The organism is Pseudoruegeria sp. HB172150 (assembly GCF_013184805.1).
GTDB lineage: Bacteria > Pseudomonadota > Alphaproteobacteria > Rhodobacterales > Rhodobacteraceae > Psychromarinibacter.
Genome location: NZ_JAATNG010000008.1, coordinates 1 through 23,149, shown reverse-complemented (window position 1 = coordinate 23,149; position 23,149 = coordinate 1). Strand labels below are relative to the sequence as shown.

Sequence of the window (23,149 nt, the reverse complement as noted above, 5' to 3'; positions counted from 1 at the left end):
CACGGATGCTTCATTGTTTTCTATGACTTCGGTGATACCGCCCCACATTAGCGCAGTCCGGCCCACCGGATGCGAGGAGCCTTGGATTTGAAGAACTGTCTGTTTGTTGCTTTTGCCTGTGTCGCCCTTTCCGCTTCCGCTGCTTCCGCTCTTTCCATTGAGGACCGGCTAGCCCAGCAGCGCGCTGCCTACGATGCCGAGGTTGCCAAGAACATCATTGACCTCCAGATGTATCGGCACGAGCAGAACGCTGTGCTACCCGATGGCGCGACGCATGTTCAGCTGATCTCGCTGAACCCCAACATCAACAGCTGGTTCCTGCTGGGAGTCGGCCAGGGCAACCGGCGCACCTATTTCCATCTGGAGAACCCCGCGCCCGACGCCCGCGCTATCTCTCTGGAAGACGGCGCGAGCGGCCCCGAGATCCTGATCACCGAGGGCCGCCGCAGCTATAGCTGCAAACCCTGGGAGGGCGAGCCGACAATGCTGACCGCGGCATCGCAGGCAAACCTGCCTTATTCGCCGATCTGCGACAGCCGGCTCTACCTTCGGGTTCCGACGCGCGGCAATTACACCAGCCTCGAAGCGACCTCGCAGTTCCTCCGCGACCATATCTGGGGCGGCGACGCGCTGGTCGATTTTGTCAAGGCGACGCTGAACAAGGACAAGTACGCGCTTGATGGTACGCTTGGCGAAGGCGGCGGCAACACTGCCTCTGACGGTCCGCCCTCGGCGCTGGTCCGATATCCCGATGGTCAGCGTCCGCTGGTCGCGGCCTATCATGAATTCAAGCTAGACGATGCGGAAGGCGGTATGGTCTCGGGCATCTGGTATCCGGTCAGGGATCATCGGAGTGTCTTCGTCAGCGCAATCCAGCCGCGCTCGGTCTCCGATGAGGTGATGAGCGTGCCCGGCGCCAACTGGCTCGACGGTGTCGAGGGCAGTGCGATCGCCTACCTGATCGCCTTCGATCTGTCCAAGTTCGAACTCGCCTACTCCCGTGGCACCGAACACCCACGGCTCGACTGGTCACCGCGGCCGCCGCACTATGTGCGCAAGTACGGCCTGCCTGGTCCCGATGGCTTCGGTACCGACGACCCGCTGGTATCGCTGGGCATGGCTGCCTCTTATGACACCGATCGCCTGGTCGCCACCTTCACCGGCGGCTTCAAGCGGCAGCACGGTGCGTTCCGAGGAGGCCCGCTGGCCGGCGTGAATTATGGCAGCCATTACGGGCTGCTGGAACATGGCGTGGTGTTCTCCAAACTTTGGCCGGGCCTTTCCACCATCACGGTAGCACAGGACGGCTCCATCGACATGAAGACCTGGGAAGAGTCGGATTACGAGGTGATGCCCAATCTGCGCTTTGCGCGGCAGAACGGCACACCACTGGTCGAGAACGGCCAACCTGGGCCCTACGTTACTCAATGGATGGCCGGCAACTGGTCCGGTTCGGCAAATGCCGACCTGCGAACGCTGCGCGCCGGGGCCTGTATGATCAAGGACGGCGAAACCCAGTACCTTGTCTATGCCTATTTCTCGACGGCGACGCCCTCGGCGATGACGCGGACCTTCATGGCCTATGGCTGCGACTACGCGATGCTTTTGGACATGAACGCGCAGGAACACACCTATCTGGGCCTCTACACCTGGAAAGATGGGAAGATTCAGGTCGACCACATCGCCAATGGCATGGACTATCTGGACAAGAGCGGCAGTGCCGGCGTCATCCCGCGCTTTGTTGGTTATCCGGACAACCGGGACGTATTCTATCTGATGCGAAAGGAATAAAGTCATGCGGATATGGGCAATCGCGCTTTCGGTCGGGCTCGCCGCCTTTGCCGTGGCGGCGGAGGCCCAGTCGCTCGCGCAGAACAACGAGGCGATGTTCCAGCAGATCGCCCGCGTGCACCGCGTGACCGGCGCCCAGCTCGGCCGCATCAAGGAGATATTCGCCCGCTCCGGCATCATGGGCCAAGGCAACCCTGCGGTAACGCGTCATCCCCTATCGCCCGCGCAATGCGCGGCGCGCGTGCCGGGCGGTCTGGAAGCATACAACAACCCCAGGTTCGAGAAGATCTGCGGCAACAAGTACATGGCGCCACTTTACGATCCACGCACGCAGCAGCCGGAGGACGCCACCGCCTGCATCGACATGTTCGAGTTTCCAAATATTCCCTGTACCTACCCGGTGACATGGGTCCGCGCCATTGAGGCGGCGCAGATCTGTTCCGCCATGGGCAAGCGGCTTTGCGATGCGCATGAATGGGAGGGGGCCTGTGCCGGAGCGCTGGAGCCACCCGACTATCCTTTCGGCGCCGGTTCCGTCGCCGCGATGCGCAGCATCCATAACGGCCGCTATGGCGGATCGAAAAGCTGGGCCTACGGGCCGAACTTCCGTACCGGGATCTGCGCGCAGGCCAGCACAAAGAGCCCAGGTTGCAACGGCGGAGACTTCCGGGCCTGTGGCACCAACACCTATCCCAGCGGCTCCTTCCCTGGCTGCGTCAGCCGACTAGGCGTCTACGACCAGCACGGCAATGCCGCCGAGCACATGAACCTGCCGATGAATCCGTCGCAAATGTCATCGAGGGGCAGCACTCAGCTGGGCGTAACCGAGATGAAAGGCAGTTGGTTCATCTGGGACTCCTACCGTGCACACGAGGACTGGTGCCGATGGCGCGCACCGTTCTGGCATGGTGGCCCTGTGATGGCGCCGCACAGCCACCATAACTACCACCTCGGCTTCCGCTGCTGCTCGACGGTCAAATGACCTAACAGGTTGCCGAACTGCCGTGGCGAGTCAGAAACTGCTTTGACAAATCGACGGAAACGTTTCGTTCTACGAAGGGCGCCGCCGCATCGCATCTCGGAATCGGATTCTGCGACAACGCTATGCATAGCATTGTCCCGAAAAGCACATCGCCCGCGGCCATTCGGCGCGCGGGCGATGCTGTCCCTCGTCTTATTCTATAAGTCGTCAGCGGTAGAGCGTCGCCAGCAGGTTCCGCACGTTCCGCATCGGTCCTTCCTCGCCTGTGACGATCCGGGCGATATCTTCGTCCTGCATCACCTTATCGAGCGCGACCGGGCGGCCATTGATAAAGGCGATGCGGCTGACCAGCCTGATACCGTGGCTGTAATCGGCATATTCTGCACCATGCACGAGGCTCAGCGGCTGTATGGGGTTACCACCCGACCGGTGCCAGCCATAGATGGCCACGCGGCCCGGCTGTTTGCGCAGCCGCTCGGACAGCACGAGATCCTTCTTGATCCCGGCGATCAGCGCCACCGGATGCAGACCGTAGGGGCCCGCCTGGTTGTCGACAGTACGGTCGTGGCGCATGAAATAGCTGGTCGTCGTCATTGCGGCACCCGGCGCCATCGGCTCGGGCGGCAGTTGAACTTCCGCCTGATCGTAGATCAGGTCGACCATGCGCGGGGTCGGCAGGATGAAACCGAGATGATCTGCAACCCGTGCGGCCGCCGCCATGCCCAGCGGCACGCGAACAAAGTCGCTGTCATCACCGACAGCCAGATAGTCCGGCGTCACGCAAATAGTAATTTCCAGCGCATGGCCATTCACCGCACCGTTGATCGTAACTGGCACCAGATCGCGCAGGAAACCCGGCATGTTGCCGGCCAGCAACTCACGCTCAAGCACGCTGTCGCGCTCGTGCCCGCTCAGGTTCATTACCGATTGAACCACCGAGTTCCCGCCCGTGGCGCCGTTTTTGCGGCCCGGAATCATTTTCGTCAGCTTATGGCTGCAAAGCCCCTGGCCCGATCCAGCTTCTGCCGGTGCTGAAACCGCGAGCGAGAGAGCGATCGCCAACGATCCCAGGAATCCTAGCCTCGTCATCCCCAACGTACCTTCTGTCCCTTCGTCGTCCTTCCCCTGTGGCGCGATCACGGCAAATGTCCCCACATCCGCCGGCCGCTTTGTTCAGCCACGCAAAGGAAAATCGACTTGTTCCGAATGACCTCAAAAAGCGGTCCTAGGCGGATTATGTCAAGTTTGTGTAAATTGAGTGGGCGGTTATCCGCCCGACCTGCGGCAGATGGTTGCTGCCGTACACGCCGCCGCGGCGGTTCTGACAATTGACTCTCCGCCCTCATCACGGACCGCTCAGAGCCCACGGACACACGCTTCTGGCCGACCATTACGGCAAAGCCAAATGCGGATCTTTGCTTGTGCAGCAAAAGAAATCAAACGGATAAAACGACGTTCTCACCCCTTAGCAGATCGGCGGAAACCTGTAACTTCGAGTGCTACGGGGGCGAATCGTCCGACATTAATCAACGATCAGACGACCGCTGGCGCATTCCGGCCGCGAAATTTGTGAGAGTGCAAATTGAACTGGGGTATTTGGCCCCGTACAATCGACCGAATTGTCCAACCTACACGAATCGTCTCGATTTGGTTCTTTCACGTCCGCTGGGCTATTCGGTGATGAACCGCCGCTCCATCTCGGCCTCCTGGCCGAGCATCAGCGACCACGCGGTTTCCATATGCGCCTTCATAATCGCCCGCGCCGCGCCACGCTCGCCCTCACGCAGCGCGGTCACCAGCCGTTGCTGGTAATCACGACCCTTGGCCCAGAGTTCCACGTTCGGCGGCGAATAGAGGCGTCGGTAAACGGTTAGGTCCGAAAGCAAGTTCACCATGAAGTCGATTATGAAGCTAAGCAGCGGGTTGTCCGATTGCTCCGCTAGGATCGCGTGGAACCGCAGCGAGGCGATATGCTGCTCGCGCTCTTCCTCGATCGACTTCGACGGTTCGGAGTACTCTCCAATCGTCGCTTCCAGCTGCGCCAGCACATCCTCGGACATCTTGCCGGCAAGCGATGCCACCAGCTCCGGCTCCAGAGCCCGGCGCAGACGGTAAATGTCGTCGATCGTCAAGTTCTTGAAGTAAAAGTAGTTTCCGAGCAGTGCCTTCGCCCTTTGCCGGCTGACTTCGTGCACGAAGGTACCGCCGCCCGGGCCGGTGCGCGTCTTAACCAGGCCCTGCGCCTCGAGAATGCGCATCGCTTCGCGGATCGTGCCCTTGGCCATACCGAACCGTTCGATCAGCTCAGCCTCGCCGGGCAGCCTGTCACCCGGGCGCATCCCGTGCTCGACAACCCATTCCTTGATCGCCTCGGCTACCTGTACGGGGCGGCTGAGCCGTGTTTCAGCCCTCAATCGGGTGGTGGCATGCGGCAAGCTGGTCCTCCCCCATCTGTCGCAATGCTGGCGTATCGGTCCGGCAAAGTTCTGTCGCACGGGGGCAGCGCCCGGCAAAGGCGCATCCCGGCGGCGGATTGAGCGGATCGGGTAGCTCGCTGTCTTTCTGTTCAGGTGCCGTCAGCGGCCGACCCACCACGGGCGCGCTTTCGGCGAGTAGTTTCGTATACGGATGTTTCGGCGCGTTAAAGATGTGTTCGGCTTGGCCGATCTCGACGACAGACCCAAAATACAACACGACAACGCGATCGCTGACCGCCTCCACCACCGCAAGGTCGTGGCTGATGAACAGGTAGGTCAGATTGAACTCGGTCCGCAGGTCGGCCAGCAGGTTCAGCACCTGCGCCTGCACCGACACGTCAAGAGCAGAGACCGGCTCGTCCAATACGATGATCCGCGGCGCCGCGGCCAGCGCGCGGGCGATGCCGATCCGTTGCGCCTGCCCGCCTGAAAATTCGTGCGGGTAGCGATCAAGGAATTCCTCGCGCAGGTTAACGCTGGCGAAGATTTCGGAGATGCGCTCCTGTCGCTGCGCCTTGTCCATGCCATAGAGGCGCTTCAGTGGAGTCTCCATGATCTGACGGATGGTTTTGCGCGGGTTCAGAGAAGAGATCGGGTCCTGAAACACGTACTGGATCTGTTTGCCAAAAACGGCCGGGTCGGCATTGTCCAGCGCCTTGCCGGCGATCTCGATGCTGCCTACGCTCGGTTCCAGCAGCCCGACGAGCATCCGCGCGAGCGTCGACTTACCACAGCCGGACTCGCCCACGATTCCTAACGTCTCGCCTTCCTCCACCTGAAACGACATCGGTCGCACCGCCCGCACACCCGGAAGCGCGGGCCGGAACAATGGCTTGCCCAGAGAGAAGGTCTTGGCGAGGTCGGTGATCTTCAAAGCGACGGTCATACGGCCTCCTCGGGGTACAGACAACGCACCTTGCGGGGCGCTGCTCCCTCAAGTCCGATTTCACCTTTCTGGCATTCTTCGCGGGCCTTCTGGCAACGTGGCGCAAAAGCGCAACCCTCGGGCAGTTTGTCGACCACGGGCGGCAAGCCGGGGATCGCCGCCAGCTCGCGCCGTCCGCCGCCAAGTTCCGGCACACAGGCTATCAACCGTTTAGTGTAGGGATGTGCCGGGGCATCGAGCACCGCATTGGTTGGTCCTTGTTCCACGATCCGGCCCGCATACATCACGGCGACCCGGTCGCAGAGCTGCGCGACCACGCCAAAATCGTGGGTGATGAAGATGATCGCCAGCCCACGCTCGCGTCGGAGATCGTCGAGCAGCGCAAGGATTTGCGCCTGCACGGTCACATCCAGCGCGGTCGTTGGCTCGTCGGCGATGATCACGTCAGGATCGTTGGCCATCGCCATTGCGATACCGACCCGCTGCCGCATACCGCCCGACATCTCGTGCGGGTAGTTCTTCAGCCGGCTTTCCGCGTTCGGGATCCTCACCGCCTTCAGCAGTTCCAGTGCCCGTTCGCGAGCTTTGGCGTCGCTGACCTTGTGGTGGCACTGGATCGCCTCGGCCAGCTGATCGCCGACGCGGTACAGCGGATGAAGCGTCGCCAGCGGGTCCTGGAAGATATAGGCGACCTTTTCACCTCGCTTTTGGCGCAGCTTTTCGTAGGAGACGTCCAGCAAGTCCTCGCCCTCCAGCCGCACGGCACCACCGGCGATAACGCCCGGCGGCGATGCGACCAGGCCCATGACGGACAGGGCCGTCACCGACTTGCCGGAGCCACTTTCCCCGATCACACCAAGGCATTCGCCCGGCTTGACCGACAGGCTGACCTTGTTCACGGCTCGGTAGACGCGCTTGCCCACATGGAACTGCGTCTCCAGATCCTGGATCGACAGCAGATCGTCAGTTGCAGGTGGCACAGCGCCCTTCCGCTCCACCAGCGTCTTCGCCTGCGGGCGGCTCAGCGCGCCAGATTTCAGCCGCGGGTCCAGCGCATCGCGCACGCCATCGCCCAGTAGGTTCACGCTCATCACGATCAGGAAGATCATCACACCTGGCACGATGGAGGTATGCGGCGCCGTGATCATCGCGTCCCGCGCTTCGCCCAACATCGAGCCGAGATCCGCCTGCGGGGGCTGCGATCCGAGACCGAGGAAGGACAGGCCCGCAGTTTCAAGGATCATCCAGCCGACGGTCGTGGACATGGCGATAACGATGATCGGCAGAACGTTGGGCAGGATCTCCGTCAGGATGATCCGCACATGCCCCATCCCAGCCAACCGCGCCGCATCGATGAACTCGCGCCCAGCGAGCGAGACGGTCACACCGCGGATGTTCCGCGCGAAGAACGGGATGTTCACCGCTGCAACTGCAATCAGCGCGTTCATCAACCCAGGCCCCAGCGCCGCTACGATGGCCAGCGCCAGCAGGATGTAGGGGAATGCCATCAGCATATCGACCCCGCGCATGATCAGGTTGTCGGTACGCCCACCGAAATACCCGGCGATGATCCCGATCGCCGACCCTATGGTCGCCGCGATCACCGCTGCTGCGATACCGACCGCGAGACTCAGACGCGTGCCCCAGAGCAGGCGCGACAGCAGATCCCGCCCAAGGTGGTCCGTACCGAGCAGGTGCCCTTCGGAAAACGGCCGCAGGAACCGGTCGCCGGTAGCCGTCACGTCCGGGTCTTGCAGCGGCAGGACCGGCACCAGAAGAGCCAGAACGAGGATGAACCCAAGCACGACGGCCCCGAAGGCCGCCAGCTGGTTGCGGAACAGGAGCTTGAGAAACTGCCTCATGTCTTGATCCTCGGGTCCAGCATGCTCTGCGCCACGTCGACCGCGATGTTGAACAGCACGTAGCAAGCCGCGACGAACACGACGCCGCCCTGCACCAACAGGATGTCGCGTTGCAGGATTGCGTTCACAAGCATCCGGCCAATGCCGGGCCACTGGAAAACAATTTCGATGTAGACGGCGCCGGACAACACGAACCCGGCCTGGATGCCCAGAACCGGGATGATCGAGACCATCGCCGCGCGTAGCGCGTGGCCGCGGATCACGCGACGCTCCTTTACGCCCTTGGCGCGGGCGGTGCGGATGAAGTCCTGGCGCAGCACTTCCAGCATCGCCGACCGCGACAGCCGCGCGATCACGCCGGTCGCGACAGCTGCCAGCGCCAACGCTGGCATGATCAGGTGCTTAAGCAGGTCGGGCAGGTCACCGCCGCCATAGATTGCGTACATTCCCGAAACTGGCAGCCATTTCAGGTTCACCGCGAACAGAAGGATCATCATCATCCCGAGAAAGAAGGACGGGATCGAGATACCGATCAGCACCGTGAAGGTGATTGCCTTGTCGGCGAAGCCATATTGGCGTGCCGCCGAGACGACGCCGGCCAAAATGCCCAAGAAGGAACACAGTACGAAGCTTGTGCCGGCAAGTATCAGCGTGGCCCCAAAGCGTTCCAGGATCTCGTCCAGCACAGGGCGGTTCAGCGAAAAGGAGCGCCCGAAATCCCCGGTCAGCATGTTGCCGAGCCAGATGAAGTACCGCACCACAGCCGGTTTATCGAGACCGAGATCGCGGTTGATCTTTTCAACATTTTCTGGGGTCGCGTAGGAGCCGAGAATTGCCGTCGCCGGATCGCCGGGGATTAGCGCCATGATCAGGAAGACAATTACCGTAATGCCTAGCAGCACCGGAATTGCCGAGATCAGGCGTTTGAGGATGTAACTGCCCATTCATGCCTCCCCGTGGCAGGTCGCTTCGGTGGAGATGGATAGAAAAACGCCGGGGCCATCCGGAAAGCGGCCCCGGCGCCGTGAAATCAGTTCTTCACAACTTCCGACAGATGCAGCAGGAACGACGGTTCCAGCGAGAAGTTCTCGACGCGGTCGCTCGTCACCGCGTTCTGCTTCCAGTTCGCGACGAAGACCCACGGGGCATCTTCGTGCACAATCTCCTGCATCTGCTTGTAGAAGTCCGCGCGCTCGTCTTGCGAGGTCGAGACGCGGGCTTTCTCGAGCAGTTCGTCCACCTCGGGATTGGAGTAGTAGCCCGAGTTGAACCCGCCAGCTTCCGGCCAGGCGTCGGTGCGCAGTGCCAGGAACGGCAGAGTGTCTGGGTCGTTGGTCATCCAGGCCATCTCGGCCATGTCCGCCTTGCCCTCCAGCCCCGGGTTCACTTCGCCCAGGAATGTGTTCCACTCGTAAGTCTCGATCGACACGTCGAAACCGACGGCGTTCAGGTCCGCCTGCATGGCGGTGGCCATCGGGATCGGATCGAGCATGCCCGAACCGCCTTCAGTCACGTAGAAGGTCAGAGAAAGGTCGTCGACACCCGCTTCGGCCAGCAGCTCCTTGGCCTTTTCCGGATCGTATGCGTACGGTTCCAGCGAGTCGTTATAGGCCCATGCGAAAGCCGGCGGCGTTGGGCCAGCGGCCACGTCGGCGGTGCCTTCCAGCACGTCGTTCACGATCGCTTCCTTGTTGATCGCGTAGTTTGCCGCCTGGCGCACCAGCTTCTCGGCAAATGGACCTTCCTTGGCATTCAGGATCAGGAACCAGACGTGCGGACCTGCCTGCTCAACGACGGTGAAGTCGTCGCCCTGAAACTGGCTCAGTGAAGTCGGCGGAACCTCGACCATCATGTCGATGCCGCCCGCCAGCATCTCTGCCACGCGGGTGTTGGCGTCGGTGATCGGGCGGAATACGACGGCTTCGGTGCCGGCAGGCGCACCCCAGTAGTCCGGGTTCTTCTCGATGACCACTGCCTCGTTCGAGCGCCACTCGGCGAACTTGAACGGACCAGTGCCCACCGGGTTGCGGCCGTAATCGGCTCCGCCGGCTTCTACGGCGTCGGGCGAAACGAGCAGACCGGTCGGATAGGCGAGGTTCGACAGGAACGGCGCGTATGGCTCGTTAAGGGTGAATTTCACAGTCAGCTCGTCGACCGCCTCGGTCGAAGCCACAGCCGAGAAGAAGAATGCCAGCGGGAACGGGCCAGTGTCATGGAACGGGTGATTCTCATCGAGCATCCGGTCGAAGTTGAATTTAACTGCTTCGGCGTTGAGCGGGGTACCGTCATGAAAGGTCACGCCCTCGCGCAGGTGAAACGTGTACTCGGTTCCATCCTCGGAGATCTCCCAGCTCTCGGCCAGTCCTGGCGCGACCTCTAGGGTACCCGGCTTGTACTGCACCAGGCCTTCGTAAAGGTTCACAAGTATACGAAAATCGTTGACCGCAGTGACAGCCGCGGGGTCCAGCGATTTCGGTTCGGCGATCTGTCCGACGATCAGAACGCCGGGTGGCGTCTGGGCTTCCGCGGTGCGGGCCAGTGGCGATAACGCCAGAAAGGCCCCGGCCGCGACCAGCAGGCCCCGGCGCGTCCAATTCATGAGTTGCATCTTCGTGCTCTCCCGTGTTGGCAAGTAATGCAAAATTATCATGATAAATTGCATCGGTCAATTTTTCATGATAAATACACGCTTCTAGGGAGGCAGACGGTCCATGACCTTTTCGATTCTTGCGTGCGACCCCGAGAACGGGACGATCGGGGGAGCCGCCGCCACCGGCTCGCTCTGCGTCGGTGGATGGGTCCTTCGCGGATCTCTTAGGGCAGGAATGTCGGCCAGCCAGGGCGCGGCCCCCTCGACCTTTTGGGGAGAAGACGTGCTGAGCGTCATGGCTCATGGAACCGATGCGTCAAAGGCCGTCGCGCATGTCGTTGAGCCGGATGCCGGCCGCGACTATCGCCAGCTCGCCGCAATGGACCTTTCCGGCAGCACTGCAGCCTTCACCGGGAAAGAGAACACTCCGGAGATGGGTAGTCGCAAGTTCTCGAACGGAATCGCCTCCGGCAACATGCTGGCGAGGGTCGAGGTTTTGGACGCTATGGCAGAGGTGATGACGGGCTCTGGCCCACTCGACGCACGGCTTCTCGATGCGATTTCCGCGGCGCAGGCCGCCGGCAGCGACAGTCGCGGTCTGCTATCCGCGGCTCTGCTGATTCTGCATCCCGACAGTGCGCCATTGACCTTACGTGTCGATCATCACACCGACGATCCCATCGGCGCATTGCGCGATCTGCACCACCGCGCGACAAGCGGCGAGTATAATGCCTGGGCAAGGCAGGTGCCGACGATGAACGACCGGAGCCGGGTCCTTGACTGACTGGGGCACTCTCGCAGAACAACGGTTAAGGGATCTGTCCGCCATCTCCGAGCCGGGCCCCGGTGTCACACGCCGTCCATTCACAGCGGAACACCGGGCCGCCATCGACTATCTCTCGGACTGGATGCGGCAAGTTGGGCTGACGGTTACGCTCGACGACGCCGGCACGCTTGTTGGCCGCCTCGACGGGCCAGACGGAACGGGCACGCTCTACACGGGTTCGCATCAGGATTCGGTACGCGAAGGTGGAGCTTACGATGGTATTATGGGCGTCGCCCTGCCGATCCTGGCCCTGGAAAAGCTGCGCGAGGACGGCGTGCACCTGCCCTTTGCGGTCGAAGTACTTGCATTCGCCGACGAGGAAGGCATCCGGTTTCCCACCGCGCTCATCGGGCCCCGCGCGCTGGCCGGAACCTTCGACGCGAGAGTTCTGGATCTGAAGGACAATACGGGTGTGACGTTGCGCACTGCTCTCGAGAGGTTCGGGCTGCAGCCCGACAATATACCAACCCTTGCGCGAGCGCCGGAAACCGCAATAGGTTTTTTAGAGACCCATATCGAGCAAGGCCCGGTTCTTGAAGCGGAGAACGAGGCGCTTGGCGTTGTTTCGACGATCTGCGGAATCGAGCGGCACCAGGTTACCGTTTACGGCCGCACCGGCCATGCCGGCACCCTGCCGATGCAGGGGCGCAAGGATGCGCTGGTCGCCGCCGCTACTCTGGTCACCGCGCTCAACCGGCTCGCCAGCGAAACAGTGGACCTCCGCGCCACCGTCGGCGAATTGCATGTCGAGCCTAACGTGGTGAACGCCGTGCCGCGCGAAGTTCGGCTCACAGCCGAAATCCGCTCTCCCGACGATACAGTCCGCGAGTCCGCCGGCCACGCGCTCCACCGGATCGTGTCGAAGGTCGCAGAAACCCTCGGGCTGCCGATCGACGTGACACGCACTTACTTCCAAATTGCCGAGCCGTGTGATCCCGAAATGATCAAAACACTATGCGACTCTGTCCGGGAGGCGGGTGGCCGCGGTCCGGTCCTGCCCTCCGGCGCGACCCATGACGCTTCCGCCATGGCTGCGCTGTGCCCCATCGCGATGCTATTCGTCCGCTGCCGCGAAGGTGTCAGCCACGATCCCTCCGAACATGCATCAGCCGCCGACATGGGGCAGGCGGTCGAGGCCATTGCCGATTTTCTGGCCCGGCGCTCCGCGAGAGCCGGCCCATGAACCCATCAGGACCAGTTAACTACCCAGAAAGAACGCTTCGGGGGCCGGTACTCTCCTCGAGTGACCTTCCCCCGAGGATCACGGCCGGGTTGGTTGTAGCGCCGAAGGAGATTTCGGTGTGCGTGGTCGACAGTAACGGCAATGCTGTCGACCACAGCACCTACCCCGCTGGTCACGAAGCTGAGGCAGGCCAGTTTCACACACGGCAGGTCGAGCCTGAACGGATCGTTCATGAGGGCGGGCAGCTGTCGGTCTTGCTTCAACGTGGTGTCACCGCGCTGGGTCTCGCGGCGACCTGCATTGGTGCACACAAGGCTTACAAGACCCTATCGGTACGATCGAACAATTCCGATGCCGCAAAAGCGATCCGCTCATCGGTAAATCGTTTCTTCGGCATCTGGGCACTCCTCTCCTGCCGGAAATGTGCCCGAAAAATCGCACTCAGTTCGGATCAGTTTTTCGGGTCAGGACCCTACAACAAAATAATCGGCGTTTAAGGGCGACAAGCCTGTATCTGCCTTGAGCTGAGTCACGCAATTCTCGTACCAAGGGTTCGACAATAAACCGAATTTCGGTAAGGCGGCGAAGCTATTTCGCGGGCGTGCCCTTTACCGACTGAGCGATGCCGGGCTCCTGTTAAGCAAGGCCTCGATTTCCTCGCGCATCGGCATCGACGGTGCGGTGCCGGGTTTGGTTACCGAAATCGCCGCGCAGGCGCAGCCGAAGCGGACGGCCTCCACGGGCTCCACGCCTTCGACGAGCGCGGCGGCGAAGGCGCCGTTGAACGCGTCACCAGCCCCCGTCGTCTCGACAACTTTGCCAGCATGAAAGGCCGGTACATGTTCCGTGCGCTCGCCATCGTGGAAGAGAACACCGTTCTCACCCAGCGTTATGATTGCCGCACCCGCCCCAAGGGACAGTAGCTTGGCCGCCGCGGCACGCGCTTCCTCGGGGTTTCGGACGGAAACGCCGGTCAGAGCCTCGGCCTCGGATTCATTGGGCGTGACGTAGTCGCAGAGCGCGAGCATGCCGTCTGGCAGATTCGCAGCCGGGGCCGGGTTCAGGATCGTTGTCGTGCCGCCCTCGCGTGCGACTTCAAGGGCACGGAAACCTGCGTCGACAGGTTGTTCCAGTTGGGTCATGAAGACGTCAGCGCCGGAAATCAAGTTCGCTCGCGTCTCGACAAAATCTCGGTCGATGGTCTCTGCGACACCGGGGCAGATGATGATAGCGTTATCGCCGCTGGCCTCCTCCACGAAGATATAGGCGGCGCCTGTATAGCTGTCCGGATCCTGTTCAATGACGGGGATGATACCGGCTTCGTTCCAGACCGACAACGCGATGTCGGCGAATGCATCCTGCCCGAGCCGTGTCATGAACTGGACGCGGCCTCCGGCGCGGGCGGCGGCGACTGCCTGGTTCGATCCCTTGCCGCCCGGTCCAAGGGCGAAATTGTTGCCTAGGATGGTCTCTCCCATCTTTGGCATCCGGTCGGCGCGATAGCTGGTGTCGGCCACAAAAACACCGAGGATGACTATCTCACCTAGCATACCAGAACTCCTAGCTGAACATCGCGCGGACGGTCTCCGCCATGGCTCGGCCGATGGCCGCCTGTGATCCAGCACTCAGGTGCACGCCGTCGGTCGGGTCAACCTCTGCAACCGACGCCAGATCGATAAACCCGGCGCCGCAGCGGGCGGCGGCCTGTGCCAGCAGGGGGCCGAGGGCGCGGGCCTTAGCTGCGGCACCTTCAAACATGGGTGCAATCGGTCCGGTTTCGACCACAGGCACTGGAGCCGCCAGCAACACGCGAGGTGCACGGCAATCGGGGCCGGCATCCGAAGAATTGATCGCCCTGACTACCCGCTCCAGCGCCTTGGCGATGTCGAAGGCATTGGCGGAAAACCGGGCCTTCGTGTCGTTGGTGCCGAGCAGAACGATCACAAGGTCAATTGGGCGGTGAGTTTCGAGTAGAGAGGGCAGCACGGTCAGCCCGTTCTTGTGGGCACCTTCCACAGGGTCGTCAAAAACGGCGGTCCGGCCAGGATGGCCTTCGGCGATGACCTCCCAGCCTGAGTCGAGTTCGGTGGCCATGACATTGGGCCAGCGCTGATTCTTCGAAAACCGCCGTCGATCCATTACGCTGTCCATCGCGACGGTTCCATGGGTGTTGCTGTCGCCGAAGCAGAGGATAACCTTGTCGCCCGACACCTGTTCCTCCCTGACGGTCATCCAGTCGGTACACGGTAGACCGGCACTGCCGCGGATGTCCATTGCAAGGGATCAGGCCGTGACGAAAGCGATACCTTCGGGGGAAATGCGCGCCGCACTAAGTTGCCCCGTGGCATAGGCGCCAGTGTCGATGGCAATCCGCCCGGATTCGGCGGTAGGACGGTCCGTGATTGTATGCCCATGCACGACCCAGATGCCGTCGTTGCGGCGCGCGGTCGTGAATTCCGGATGGCCCCAGATCATGTTGTTCTTCGGCTGGTTCGCGATTGGGACCAGTGGGTCGGCGCCGGCATGTGTGACCACAATATTCCCCGACTGCCAGTAACTGGGCAGGCTGCGTATCCAAGCGATCATGTCATCGCCCATCGCCTGAACGAGATCGTCGCGCAGCTTGCGGGCACGCGTTTCTCGGTTGCCTTTGCTAAGGGCAACGCCGAAACTCGCTACTGTCTGTAGCCCGCCGTAGTGCAGCCATCGGTCGGCATGCCGGGAGGGATCGTCGATCATTGAAAGGCACATCTGTTCGTGGTTTCCCAGCAGGCAGATCACCGGTGCGTTGCGGTACTCCGGAAGCAGCTTTAGAAAGGTTAGGACGGCACGCGAATTCTCGCCCCGGTCGATGTAATCCCCGACACAGACGATCGGCACAGACGGATCAGACCGCTGGATCTTCTCGACCAGACGACACAACAGATCGAAACGACCATGCACATCACCGACGGCATAGAAGGTTTCGTCCGGAAGAGGCGGGGGGAATGACAACAGTTCCCGGGAGGGGCCGCGTACCCTTCCCCCGAAAATACTACGCAATGGATTCATAGTCGGAGTGTATCAGGCCTGTTGGCAGGGTACAGCGCGTTGGCTCGCTGAGCGAGACGTAGTTTCGGGATGACAGTGCGGGCGCAAGCGAATATCACCAGGCCTGTCGGCGGGCGAAATCGTGCTGCCGGACTGCGTGGCCCCGTGGCTCAATTGGATAGAGCAATCCCCTCCTAAGGGATAGGTTGCAGGTTCAAATCCTGCCGGGGTCACCAAATCCAACCCGCCCTTGCCGGATACGACACGGCGGAAATGGACGTCATAGTAGGCGCTTTCGAACAGGCCGGCCAAGAGTCCAAAGCCGACCGCAATCGTTCTTTCAGCCACTTGTTTCAAGGCGGGGAAACGGGGTGAATCGCCCGCAAGTTGAGGCAAAAAACTCATTCAAATGAGCCAATTAACATATGCCGTGGTGTCGTAGCGTCTAGGCAATGTTACGAATTCAACCCGGCAGCGTTCTGCCTCATCATGGAAGCGTTCTTGCATTCGGTTGAGTTTGGGACATCCCCTTCTTTCCCCTGTTCAATAGACCGCACGCTGTAGTCTTCTCCGAGTGCCTGACGAGCGCGCGATTGCCCCGATCGCGTCTTGGTGGTGCTGACGCCTGTTGTCCGTTCAGGCGTCAGCACCCGCACCTTTCAAATCGGCCGTAGTCGTCGGTGGCTTACGAACCAGTCGCAGCGACCAGTCTCGCAATGTCAGCTAGTCCCGGGATGGCAACTTTCCGTTCGTCAGCCGATGAGCCGGCGAGCATTCGGCGGCTGTAATCCTGTCCATAAATTGAACGTGTTAAATTGCCTGTGCCGCCAATTTCACACACTTGGCTGTATTTTCACAGTTAAGGCGCTTACTGACTTAGGGGAAATTACCTATTTCGGCAGAGTCGTGAGAGGTTTTTTTCGGTTGCGGATTTGGTCAGGGGGTCCGGCAACGCAGACCGTTAATCACAGAGTCTGTCGACCTGAGATGCTCGGGAATTGAAACGTGAAAAGCAGATCACTTGGTTCGGTACTCGCTGTTGGGCTCATCGGCCTCCAGGTGCTAGCGATCTTTCTTGTCGTCACGTCTTCCTACGTCACTTCGGAACGTACCCTGATCGAGCATGCGCGAGACCTGCTTCGCGAAGCAGGGATCAACACTGCCGAGCATTCCAAGGGGTTTCTTCAACCCGCTGAAAGCGCGGCAGAACTGGCGGCACGCCTTGCAGAGAACAGTGTCGTAGCCAGCGACAACCCGGAACTCGTGGAAAAGCTTCTGTTCCAGCAGTTGCTGATCACGCCTCAATTCTCCGGCCTTTACTACGGTGGTCGGGACGGCGACTTCGTTTACGTCATGCGCGCTCATGATGGCCCCGCCGAATTTCGCAGTAAGATCATCCGAGCGGATGGCGGCAGCCGCTGGACAGAACTGATCTGGCGCAATGACGATTTCACACAAGTCGAGCGTGGTCTCGATCCCGAGGACACCTATGACCCGCGAAGCCGCCCCTGGTACAAAAAGGCCGTCCGGGAAAGCACGACTATATGGACCGATCCCTATATCTTCTTCACCTCGCAACAACCAGGTATCACCTTGGCGTCGCCGGTGCTGCAGGAGGACGGCGCTATCCGGGGAGTCATCGGTGTGGATATCGAGATCAGTGCCATTTCGGAGTTCCTGGCGCGCCTCAGTATCGGTGAACACGGCAGCGCCTTGATCATCAACCACAACGGTGATGTCGTCGCGCACCCGGATCAGGAACTGATCAAGATCTTAACCAGCGATGGCACCCTGAGGTTCTCGGAAATTAGCGAGATCGATGACCCGATCGCTCGGGCGGCTTTTGGGCCGCTGGCCTTGGCTGGTGGGTTTCCAGTTGAGGTGGAAACGCAGTCGCAGTTTACCTATCACAACTCGAGCTATGTCGCGTCGATCCTGCCGGTCATCAGCAAGAAGCTGCCCTGGACTATCGCGGTCTATGCGCCGGAAGGCGACTTCACCGGCGCTCTCAAACAGAACCGACGGCAGAACATGTGGTTCGCCGTCCTCGTGACGCTGGGCACCAGCCTTATCGCGCTTGTGGTTTCGAGGTACATTTATCGCCCGGTCCGAGATTTTGAGATCCGGACAACGAAGATCTCCTCGGGCGAGATCGATCCCGATGCTCCGGCGCCGAAGACCTACAGGGAGCTTGAGCGCGCTAACAGTGCACTTGCCAAGGAAGCCGTCGCGCGGCGTGAGGCTGAGCTGGAATATGGCGAAACCTTCAGGCTCTCACCACAGGGCATGGCGCAGATTTCCCCGGAAACCGGCGCCATCATCCGTGTGAATGCGCGCTTCTGTGCGATTACCGGTTTCAGCGAACCGGAGCTCTTGCAAATGCACTTCGCCGACATCGCGCATCCGGAAGAGACCGTGCCGCGCCTATTCGGGCACGGCGCCGATGGGCACGACATTTCGGTCAACCGGCTGATGCGCTGCGTCCGGAAGGACAAGACCGTCATCTGGGCGACTGTGAATGTGATCCTTATTCGCGACCAGAAGGGAACGCTGCTGCACTCGGTCATGACTATGGAGGACGTCACGTCGGCCAAGGCGACCGAGGACCAGATCAAGAAGCTGAACAAGGACATCTCGCATCTGGCCCGTGGCAATACCATGGGGCAGATGGCCAAGGGTCTTGCGCATGAGTTAAACCAACCTCTGACGGCGATTGCCCAGAACGCCGACACTGCGCTGCTGGTCCTGTCGCAAGACGATGCCGACATGTCCGAGATGCGCGAAATCCTGTCGGCCATCGAGGGGCAATCACTCCGAGCCGGCGAGATCATTCACGCGTTGCGCGACTTCATCCAGAAGGACGGATCCGCAAAGTCAGTCTTCACCTTCGAGGACCTGCTGCACCAGACGCTGCACCTCGTCCGGGCCGAGGCGAACGAGGCCGGAGTAACCGTTGAGACCCGGTTGGAACCGAACCTGCCGCCCGTCTATGCCAACCGAGTGCAGATCGCCCAAGTACTGGTGAACCTGTTCCACAACGCGTTCGAAGCCTTGACCGCAAGTTCCGTTCGGGATCGTCGCGTGCATGTGCTTGCGGTGCGCGACGGCGGCCTCCTAAAGGTCAGCGTACAGGATAACGGGCCGGGGATAGACAGTGGGATCAACCTGTTCAACCAATTCGAGACGACGAAATCCGCCGGGATGGGGCTCGGTCTTTCGATCTGTCAATCCATAGTGGAGGCAAATGGCGGAACGATCTGGAACGAGTCCACGGATACCTGCGGCGCGCTATTTCATTTCACCGTGACCCTTCAACTAAGGAGCGAAGCGACAAGCCGCCGGCCGACTGAAGACAGCTACGCTATATCAGATTTCGACGTCCGGGGTGAAACTGGCACATGACACAGATCTCGCTGCAGAAACCGCTGACCGTTTTCATCGTCGATGACGATGATGACATCCGCGCGTCTTTGATGCGGGGCTTAGAGAAACGCGGCTACAACGTCGAGGGCTACAGCGCTGCCAGTTCCTTCCTGGAAGATGTGGGGGCCGATCGTACAGGCTGCCTAATCCTCGACTATGGCATGCCCGGGATGAACGGTCTCGAACTTCAGGAAGCCGTCGCCTCCAAGGGGCTGATGCTGCCGATCATCTTCATCAGCGGCCATGGCGGCATTCCGGTCACCGTTCAGGCGATTAAGGCCGGGGCCGTCGACTTTCTTGAGAAACCGTTCCGGCAGCGCGATCTGGTTGAGCGGATCGAAGCCTGCTTCGAACTCTGCAAGGAACTGGTCGCGAAGAAAAGCGCCGATCAGTCTCTGGAAAGCCGGTTTCGGCTGCTTTCGGCGCGGGAAAGGGAAATTGCGGAGCGCATCGTGCAGCACCCTTCCGAGGTCTCCAGTAAGGAGCTCGCTGCCCGTCTCGGGATCAGCCCCAGAACGGTCGATCATCACCGCGCGCAAATCCTGTCCAAGTTGCGCGTAAAGTCAGTGGCGGAGCTTATCGCGCTCGCGAAAAAGTAGTCGGCTGTCGCTCTGGCCTAGAAACGAACACGGCGCCCTATGAAATCGGGGCGCCTTTAACTAGCAAGTTGGTGCGCATCCGCCGTTCGCCACAACCAGTGTTTCCGGCCCTGATCGGGATGACCACCTCATCCAGATGTCATATGCCGGCTACGCGGGGCCTGTCGTGTCTGATGCAATCGGCAGAGTGGCGGCCAAGCCGGTTCACCCATTGCCTGACGGCCTCCCGGCTGACCAGCACACCCCCGCTCGGGCTGTAGATCTTCGGCGGCGGCGGTGCTCAGAGCGATACGATGGTATGCCCAGACCACATAGGCGACGATCATGCGGGGCGAACCGAAAGCCCACGAGGCGCGGCAGTGTCGATGGCATCTTCATCCAGATGCCCTAACCGGGCGGGAGTTCGCCAAGAATTTGGCCAATCCCGTGGAACTCGTAGGCGCGATCTGAAATTCATCGCCATGCGCCGCCGCCTCGACAAAAACCGTCATCGTTTACTTCAGCCCGCGCAATAGTCAGCTCAGGCCGGACCGGGCGAGCTATGTCGTCCGGCCGCCAGCCTACGAAGTAAAAAAACAATCTTCTGGCTCGCCGCGATGCCCAGGTCGAAACGCACGTTCAGCCTGGCCCTCGGAACTTCAGCAGTAACCTCGACGGCAGTGTTCGCCAACGGCATCAGCATAGGCAGCGGAACCGTTAGTGCCAGAACCAGATAACGGTAGACCTCGCCCGGCGCCGCTGCGTACATGACTGATACTGGGATCTGGCCTGGCAGGGGCGGAGGGGCTCGAACCCCCGACCCTCGGTTTTGGAGACCGATGCTCTACCAACTGAGCTACACCCCTAGGCCGAGCCTCCTGCTACGGGCTTCGCAGGGCGAAATCAAGCCCTAAGCAGCGGCACAGGTCCGGGTTTCTAAACATACCTTTGATGACGGTCGGCCGGACCGCCACGTTCACCAATTCTCGGCGCGGTGCGGCGACGATGCACCCGTTCAAGGTAAGACCGTCATGTCCGTTCTGCGTCAGGAAATTCAATTCGACACAACCCTCACCCCGTATTGGACCGGGGATGACCGGCTAGATCCCATCCGCGCGCGCTTACCGACACTGGCTTGCCTTGCCGCCGGAACGTTGGTCGAGGCGGATGGCGGCGCTGTCCCGGCCGATGTGCTGCGTCCCGGTCATCACGTTTGGACGCACAAAGGCGGATGGCGCCCAGTGACCCGCATCGCGCCGCAGTCGGATCACCCGGACGCGGTGGGTCACCTGCGGGCAGTGCGTGTTGCCTGCGGCGTCTTCGGCATCAACAGCCCGCGTTACGATGTTATCTTGTCCTCGTCGCACCGGGTCCGCGTGCGCGCTTCGCTTCTGCATGAACCGGAACGGCCAGGTGCGCTGATCGCAGCCGGCCGCCTGACCGGGCCGCCGGGGTCGACCTGATGCCGCGCGACGTGTCGTCGGCCTTCGTTCTGTTACTGATCGACGGGTTGCAGGCACTTTGGGCTAGTGGCCCTGCCTTCGAAACCTTCCTGCACGGCCCCGAGTTGCTGCAACAATTGCTGCGCTCCGGACCCTCCGTTTAGGTTTCGGCCAGCAACCGCCGCGTCACGAAATCCATCTGGCGCGATAGTTCTTCCATGTCCATCGCGCGGTCATGGATCCCCTCGCCGCAGGCGATCAACAGCCGCGCGCGTTCCGTGGCAATGCCATCGTTCCAACCGGCAGCCACCAGAATCCCCGACAGCCGCTCCACCAACCACCGGTTCAGATCCGCAAACTCCGCTTTGGCATGATGGTGCTTGCTGCCCATCAGTTCCAGCGCATGCGGCGACCCTTGCAGCAGCTCCCGCACCGCCTCGTACTTCGCCGTCAGCCCCCGCGCGATCCGCGTGTCCGGTGGACCGTCGCCGTTGAATTCGACATCCGCCACCGCCTTCATTCGCTCCACCACCGCCGCGATCACTGCTGCGAACACTGCCTCCTTGTCGGGATAGTAGGAATAGAGCGTCGGCTTCGCTACGCCCGCCGCCTTCGCGATCGCCTCCATCGTGGTACCCCGCAGTCCGTTCGCCACGAACAGCGCTTCCGCCGCCGCCACGACCCGCTCAACCCGCTCACGCGCTTTCGCCGACGCTGCCGGACTCACCCTTGACACCTCCACACAAATGAACGATATGAACGATTATCGTTCAGTTCGTTCTTATCTTCAACTGGAGACCGAAATGTCTGACACAGTCCTTCTGACCGGCATTACCGGCTTTCTGGGTGGCCACGTCGCTCTGGAGCTCCTGAATTCGGGATACACCCTCCGCGGAAGCCTACGCAATCCGCAGCGTGCGGATGCGACGCGCCAGGCGCTGGAAGCCGCTGGCGCCGACACCTCGCGGCTGGACTTCGTCACGCTCGACCTGACCGCCGACGACGGCTGGGCTAATGCCGCCGAGGGCGTGCGTTACGTGATCCACTCCGCCTCGCCCTTCGTCACGACCATGCCGAAGGATCCGCAGGAACTCATCGGCCCGGCGGTCGCGGGCACCGAACGCGCCTTCACCGCCGCCCGAAATGCGCGGGTCGACCGCATCGTCCTCACCTCCTCGACGGTCGCCATCGTTGCTGGACGTCGGGGCGCAAGCAGGCTGGACCAGCTCGGGCCGGATGACTGGGCAAACCCGGAAGACGGGCGGTTGAACGCCTATGCCACCTCAAAGGTCTTGGCAGAACGGAAAGCTTGGGAAATGGCCTACGATGGTGGTCCCGAGTTGGCCGTAATCAATCCGGGCTTTATATCCGGCCCACTACTGGACAACGATCCGGGCACCTCCGGCGCCGTAATCCGGCGGATCCTGACAGGCGACTTTCCGATGCTGCCGAAGCTCTACATCCATCAAATCGACGTCCGCGACCTCGCCCGTATCCATGTCGCCGCCATGAAGGATCCTTCGGCGGCGGGCAAACGACATCTGACTGCGTTCGATACGTTATTGCTGAAACAGGCGGCGCAAGTGCTTGTACAGGCCTTCCCCGATCGTGCGGGAAGTATCCCGACGCGGCAGGCGCCGGACTGGCTGCTCCGCATCCTCTCGCTGTTCGATGGCGATGTCCGGGCCACCATGAACGAACTGGGCTACAACCCGTATCTCGACGCCAGCCGCGCGCGGCGCCTGCTCTGCCGGGCACCGATTACCGGCGCGCAGTCCGTCACCGACATGGCCCGGAGCCTGATCGAACGCGGGCTGGCTTGAACCCCACAGGGTTTCGATTCTAACCTGATACAGAACCCACTAAGGAACGCGATGAAATCTGGGTTTTCAGGCAGCATTCCGTGATTCAGGTTAATCGACAGCGCATTGAACGCGAAAGGGCCGCCCGATTTGGCGGCCCTTTGCAGGTCTCTATTGTCGAAGCTTACTCGATGATCTCGGAGACGACGCCTGCGCCGACGGTGCGGCCACCTTCGCGGATGGCGAAGCGAAGGCCGTTCTCCATCGCGATCGGCGC

General features: G+C 61.3%; 22 protein-coding genes, 2 tRNA genes and 1 pseudogene. 11 read left to right on the top strand and 14 right to left on the bottom strand.

The window, feature by feature from the left end; all coding sequences use genetic code 11:
• Positions 1 to 87 precede the first annotated feature (87 nt).
• A complete protein-coding gene (locus HCO70_RS23445; RefSeq protein ID WP_172300340.1) occupies positions 88 to 1,791 on the top strand; it encodes a hypothetical protein in 1,704 nt (567 codons plus the stop codon).
• Between the two features lie 4 nt (positions 1,792 to 1,795).
• Positions 1,796 to 2,773: an SUMF1/EgtB/PvdO family nonheme iron enzyme gene (locus HCO70_RS23440; RefSeq protein WP_172300339.1), complete on the top strand. Its 978-nt coding sequence runs from the start codon at positions 1,796 to 1,798 to the stop codon at positions 2,771 to 2,773.
• A 207-nt stretch (positions 2,774 to 2,980) separates the two neighbouring features.
• On the opposite strand, the gene HCO70_RS23435 is transcribed toward HCO70_RS23440, so the two are convergent.
• The 6 genes from HCO70_RS23435 to HCO70_RS23410 form a co-directional block, all read right to left on the bottom strand.
• Complete coding sequence (locus HCO70_RS23435; protein ID WP_172300338.1) at positions 2,981 to 3,709, bottom strand: hypothetical protein; 729 nt, start codon at positions 3,707 to 3,709, stop codon at positions 2,981 to 2,983.
• A gap of 734 nt (positions 3,710 to 4,443) precedes the next feature.
• Positions 4,444 to 5,187 carry a FadR/GntR family transcriptional regulator gene (locus tag HCO70_RS23430; protein WP_256373028.1) on the bottom strand — a complete coding sequence of 248 codons (744 nt, stop codon included), beginning with the start codon at positions 5,185 to 5,187 and terminating at the stop codon, positions 4,444 to 4,446.
• Positions 5,177 to 6,136 (bottom strand): ABC transporter ATP-binding protein, encoded by a 960-nt coding sequence (locus tag HCO70_RS23425; protein ID WP_172300337.1) that lies wholly within the window; start codon positions 6,134 to 6,136, stop codon positions 5,177 to 5,179. Before HCO70_RS23425 ends, HCO70_RS23430 begins: the two co-directional genes overlap by 11 nt.
• A complete protein-coding gene (locus HCO70_RS23420; RefSeq protein WP_172300336.1) occupies positions 6,133 to 7,998 on the bottom strand; it encodes a dipeptide/oligopeptide/nickel ABC transporter permease/ATP-binding protein in 1,866 nt (621 codons plus the stop codon). Before HCO70_RS23420 ends, HCO70_RS23425 begins: the two co-directional genes overlap by 4 nt.
• A complete protein-coding gene (locus HCO70_RS23415) occupies positions 7,995 to 8,942 on the bottom strand; it encodes an ABC transporter permease (protein ID WP_172300335.1) in 948 nt (315 codons plus the stop codon). The genes HCO70_RS23420 and HCO70_RS23415 overlap by 4 nt, the downstream gene beginning before the upstream one ends.
• Before the next feature lie 86 nt (positions 8,943 to 9,028).
• Complete coding sequence (locus HCO70_RS23410; protein WP_172300334.1) at positions 9,029 to 10,606, bottom strand: ABC transporter substrate-binding protein; 1,578 nt, start codon at positions 10,604 to 10,606, stop codon at positions 9,029 to 9,031.
• Positions 10,607 to 10,709: 103 nt separating this feature from the next.
• Between HCO70_RS23410 and HCO70_RS23405 the strand changes: the two genes are divergently transcribed.
• The 3 genes from HCO70_RS23405 to HCO70_RS23395 all read left to right on the top strand — a co-directional run bounded on the left by HCO70_RS23405 (position 10,710) and on the right by HCO70_RS23395 (position 13,094).
• Positions 10,710 to 11,372, top strand: coding sequence for a DUF1028 domain-containing protein (locus tag HCO70_RS23405; RefSeq protein ID WP_172300333.1), 663 nt, complete (start codon positions 10,710 to 10,712; stop codon positions 11,370 to 11,372).
• A complete protein-coding gene (locus HCO70_RS23400) occupies positions 11,365 to 12,597 on the top strand; it encodes a M20 family metallo-hydrolase (protein ID WP_172300332.1) in 1,233 nt (410 codons plus the stop codon). The genes HCO70_RS23405 and HCO70_RS23400 overlap by 8 nt, the downstream gene beginning before the upstream one ends.
• Before the next feature lie 116 nt (positions 12,598 to 12,713).
• Positions 12,714 to 13,094 (top strand): hypothetical protein, encoded by a 381-nt coding sequence (locus HCO70_RS23395; protein WP_172300331.1) that lies wholly within the window; start codon positions 12,714 to 12,716, stop codon positions 13,092 to 13,094.
• A gap of 111 nt (positions 13,095 to 13,205) precedes the next feature.
• Here HCO70_RS23395 and rbsK read toward each other — a convergent pair whose 3' ends face one another.
• Genes rbsK through HCO70_RS23380 form a run of 3 tightly spaced genes read right to left on the bottom strand, consistent with a single transcriptional unit; the run spans position 13,206 to position 15,648 of the window.
• Positions 13,206 to 14,147: a ribokinase gene (gene rbsK / locus HCO70_RS23390; protein ID WP_172300330.1), complete on the bottom strand. Its 942-nt coding sequence runs from the start codon at positions 14,145 to 14,147 to the stop codon at positions 13,206 to 13,208.
• A gap of 10 nt (positions 14,148 to 14,157) precedes the next feature.
• Positions 14,158 to 14,829 carry an SGNH/GDSL hydrolase family protein gene (locus HCO70_RS23385; protein WP_172300472.1) on the bottom strand — a complete coding sequence of 224 codons (672 nt, stop codon included), beginning with the start codon at positions 14,827 to 14,829 and terminating at the stop codon, positions 14,158 to 14,160.
• 51 nt (positions 14,830 to 14,880) lie between these two features.
• Positions 14,881 to 15,648: a metallophosphoesterase gene (locus HCO70_RS23380; RefSeq protein ID WP_172300329.1), complete on the bottom strand. Its 768-nt coding sequence runs from the start codon at positions 15,646 to 15,648 to the stop codon at positions 14,881 to 14,883.
• 138 nt (positions 15,649 to 15,786) lie between these two features.
• Here HCO70_RS23380 and HCO70_RS23375 point away from each other — a divergent pair.
• The 3 genes from HCO70_RS23375 to HCO70_RS23365 all read left to right on the top strand — a co-directional run bounded on the left by HCO70_RS23375 (position 15,787) and on the right by HCO70_RS23365 (position 19,649).
• Positions 15,787 to 15,863: transfer RNA gene (locus HCO70_RS23375), tRNA-Arg, on the top strand.
• Positions 15,864 to 16,632: 769 nt separating this feature from the next.
• The gene (locus HCO70_RS23370; RefSeq protein WP_172300328.1) at positions 16,633 to 19,029 is read left to right on the top strand and encodes a cache domain-containing protein; all 2,397 of its coding nucleotides are present in this window, start codon (positions 16,633 to 16,635) and stop codon (positions 19,027 to 19,029) included.
• The gene (locus HCO70_RS23365; protein WP_172300327.1) at positions 19,026 to 19,649 is read left to right on the top strand and encodes a response regulator transcription factor; all 624 of its coding nucleotides are present in this window, start codon (positions 19,026 to 19,028) and stop codon (positions 19,647 to 19,649) included. Before HCO70_RS23370 ends, HCO70_RS23365 begins: the two co-directional genes overlap by 4 nt.
• Positions 19,650 to 19,720: 71 nt before the next feature.
• On the opposite strand, the pseudogene HCO70_RS24930 reads toward HCO70_RS23365, so the two are convergent.
• The 3 genes and pseudogenes from HCO70_RS24930 to HCO70_RS23360 all read right to left on the bottom strand — a co-directional run.
• Positions 19,721 to 20,027 (bottom strand): annotated as a pseudogene (locus HCO70_RS24930) (IS6 family transposase); the annotation flags it as partial.
• A gap of 142 nt (positions 20,028 to 20,169) precedes the next feature.
• Complete coding sequence (locus HCO70_RS24695) at positions 20,170 to 20,397, bottom strand: hypothetical protein (protein WP_216665599.1); 228 nt, start codon at positions 20,395 to 20,397, stop codon at positions 20,170 to 20,172.
• Between the two features lie 21 nt (positions 20,398 to 20,418).
• Positions 20,419 to 20,494 (bottom strand) — tRNA-Trp (locus HCO70_RS23360).
• 165 nt (positions 20,495 to 20,659) lie between these two features.
• Here HCO70_RS23360 and HCO70_RS23355 point away from each other — a divergent pair.
• Positions 20,660 to 21,091: a Hint domain-containing protein gene (locus HCO70_RS23355; protein WP_172300326.1), complete on the top strand. Its 432-nt coding sequence runs from the start codon at positions 20,660 to 20,662 to the stop codon at positions 21,089 to 21,091.
• Entirely contained in the window at positions 21,091 to 21,234 is a 144-nt protein-coding gene (locus HCO70_RS23350; RefSeq protein WP_172300325.1) for a hypothetical protein, read from the top strand. The genes HCO70_RS23355 and HCO70_RS23350 overlap by 1 nt, the downstream gene beginning before the upstream one ends.
• Here HCO70_RS23350 and HCO70_RS23345 read toward each other — a convergent pair.
• Positions 21,231 to 21,797 (bottom strand): TetR/AcrR family transcriptional regulator, encoded by a 567-nt coding sequence (locus HCO70_RS23345; RefSeq protein ID WP_172300324.1) that lies wholly within the window; start codon positions 21,795 to 21,797, stop codon positions 21,231 to 21,233. The genes HCO70_RS23350 and HCO70_RS23345 overlap by 4 nt on opposite strands.
• A 76-nt stretch (positions 21,798 to 21,873) precedes the next feature.
• On the opposite strand from HCO70_RS23345, the gene HCO70_RS23340 reads away from it, so the two are divergent.
• Complete coding sequence (locus HCO70_RS23340; RefSeq protein WP_172300323.1) at positions 21,874 to 22,893, top strand: NAD-dependent epimerase/dehydratase family protein; 1,020 nt, start codon at positions 21,874 to 21,876, stop codon at positions 22,891 to 22,893.
• 163 nt (positions 22,894 to 23,056) lie between these two features.
• On the opposite strand, the gene HCO70_RS23335 is transcribed toward HCO70_RS23340, so the two are convergent.
• The coding region (locus tag HCO70_RS23335; protein ID WP_172296298.1) for a hypothetical protein at positions 23,057 to 23,149 on the bottom strand (93 nt) is incomplete at its 5' end.

Coding starts and splice junctions, on each gene's coding strand:
- HCO70_RS23440 (WP_172300339.1), top strand. CDS start 1,796: ATGCGGATATGGGCAATCGCGCTTTCGGTCGGGCTCGCCGCCTTTGCC.
- HCO70_RS23340 (WP_172300323.1), top strand. CDS start 21,874: ATGTCTGACACAGTCCTTCTGACCGGCATTACCGGCTTTCTGGGTGGC.
- HCO70_RS23415 (WP_172300335.1), bottom strand. CDS start 8,942: ATGGGCAGTTACATCCTCAAACGCCTGATCTCGGCAATTCCGGTGCTG.
- HCO70_RS23365 (WP_172300327.1), top strand. CDS start 19,026: ATGACACAGATCTCGCTGCAGAAACCGCTGACCGTTTTCATCGTCGAT.
- HCO70_RS23420 (WP_172300336.1), bottom strand. CDS start 7,998: ATGAGGCAGTTTCTCAAGCTCCTGTTCCGCAACCAGCTGGCGGCCTTC.
- HCO70_RS23405 (WP_172300333.1), top strand. CDS start 10,710: ATGACCTTTTCGATTCTTGCGTGCGACCCCGAGAACGGGACGATCGGG.
- HCO70_RS24695 (WP_216665599.1), bottom strand. CDS start 20,397: ATGTACGCAGCGGCGCCGGGCGAGGTCTACCGTTATCTGGTTCTGGCA.
- HCO70_RS23350 (WP_172300325.1), top strand. CDS start 21,091: ATGCCGCGCGACGTGTCGTCGGCCTTCGTTCTGTTACTGATCGACGGG.
- HCO70_RS23355 (WP_172300326.1), top strand. CDS start 20,660: ATGTCCGTTCTGCGTCAGGAAATTCAATTCGACACAACCCTCACCCCG.
- HCO70_RS23425 (WP_172300337.1), bottom strand. CDS start 6,136: ATGACCGTCGCTTTGAAGATCACCGACCTCGCCAAGACCTTCTCTCTG.
- HCO70_RS23385 (WP_172300472.1), bottom strand. CDS start 14,829: ATGACCGTCAGGGAGGAACAGGTGTCGGGCGACAAGGTTATCCTCTGC.
- rbsK (WP_172300330.1), bottom strand. CDS start 14,147: ATGCTAGGTGAGATAGTCATCCTCGGTGTTTTTGTGGCCGACACCAGC.
- HCO70_RS23380 (WP_172300329.1), bottom strand. CDS start 15,648: ATGAATCCATTGCGTAGTATTTTCGGGGGAAGGGTACGCGGCCCCTCC.
- HCO70_RS23410 (WP_172300334.1), bottom strand. CDS start 10,606: ATGCAACTCATGAATTGGACGCGCCGGGGCCTGCTGGTCGCGGCCGGG.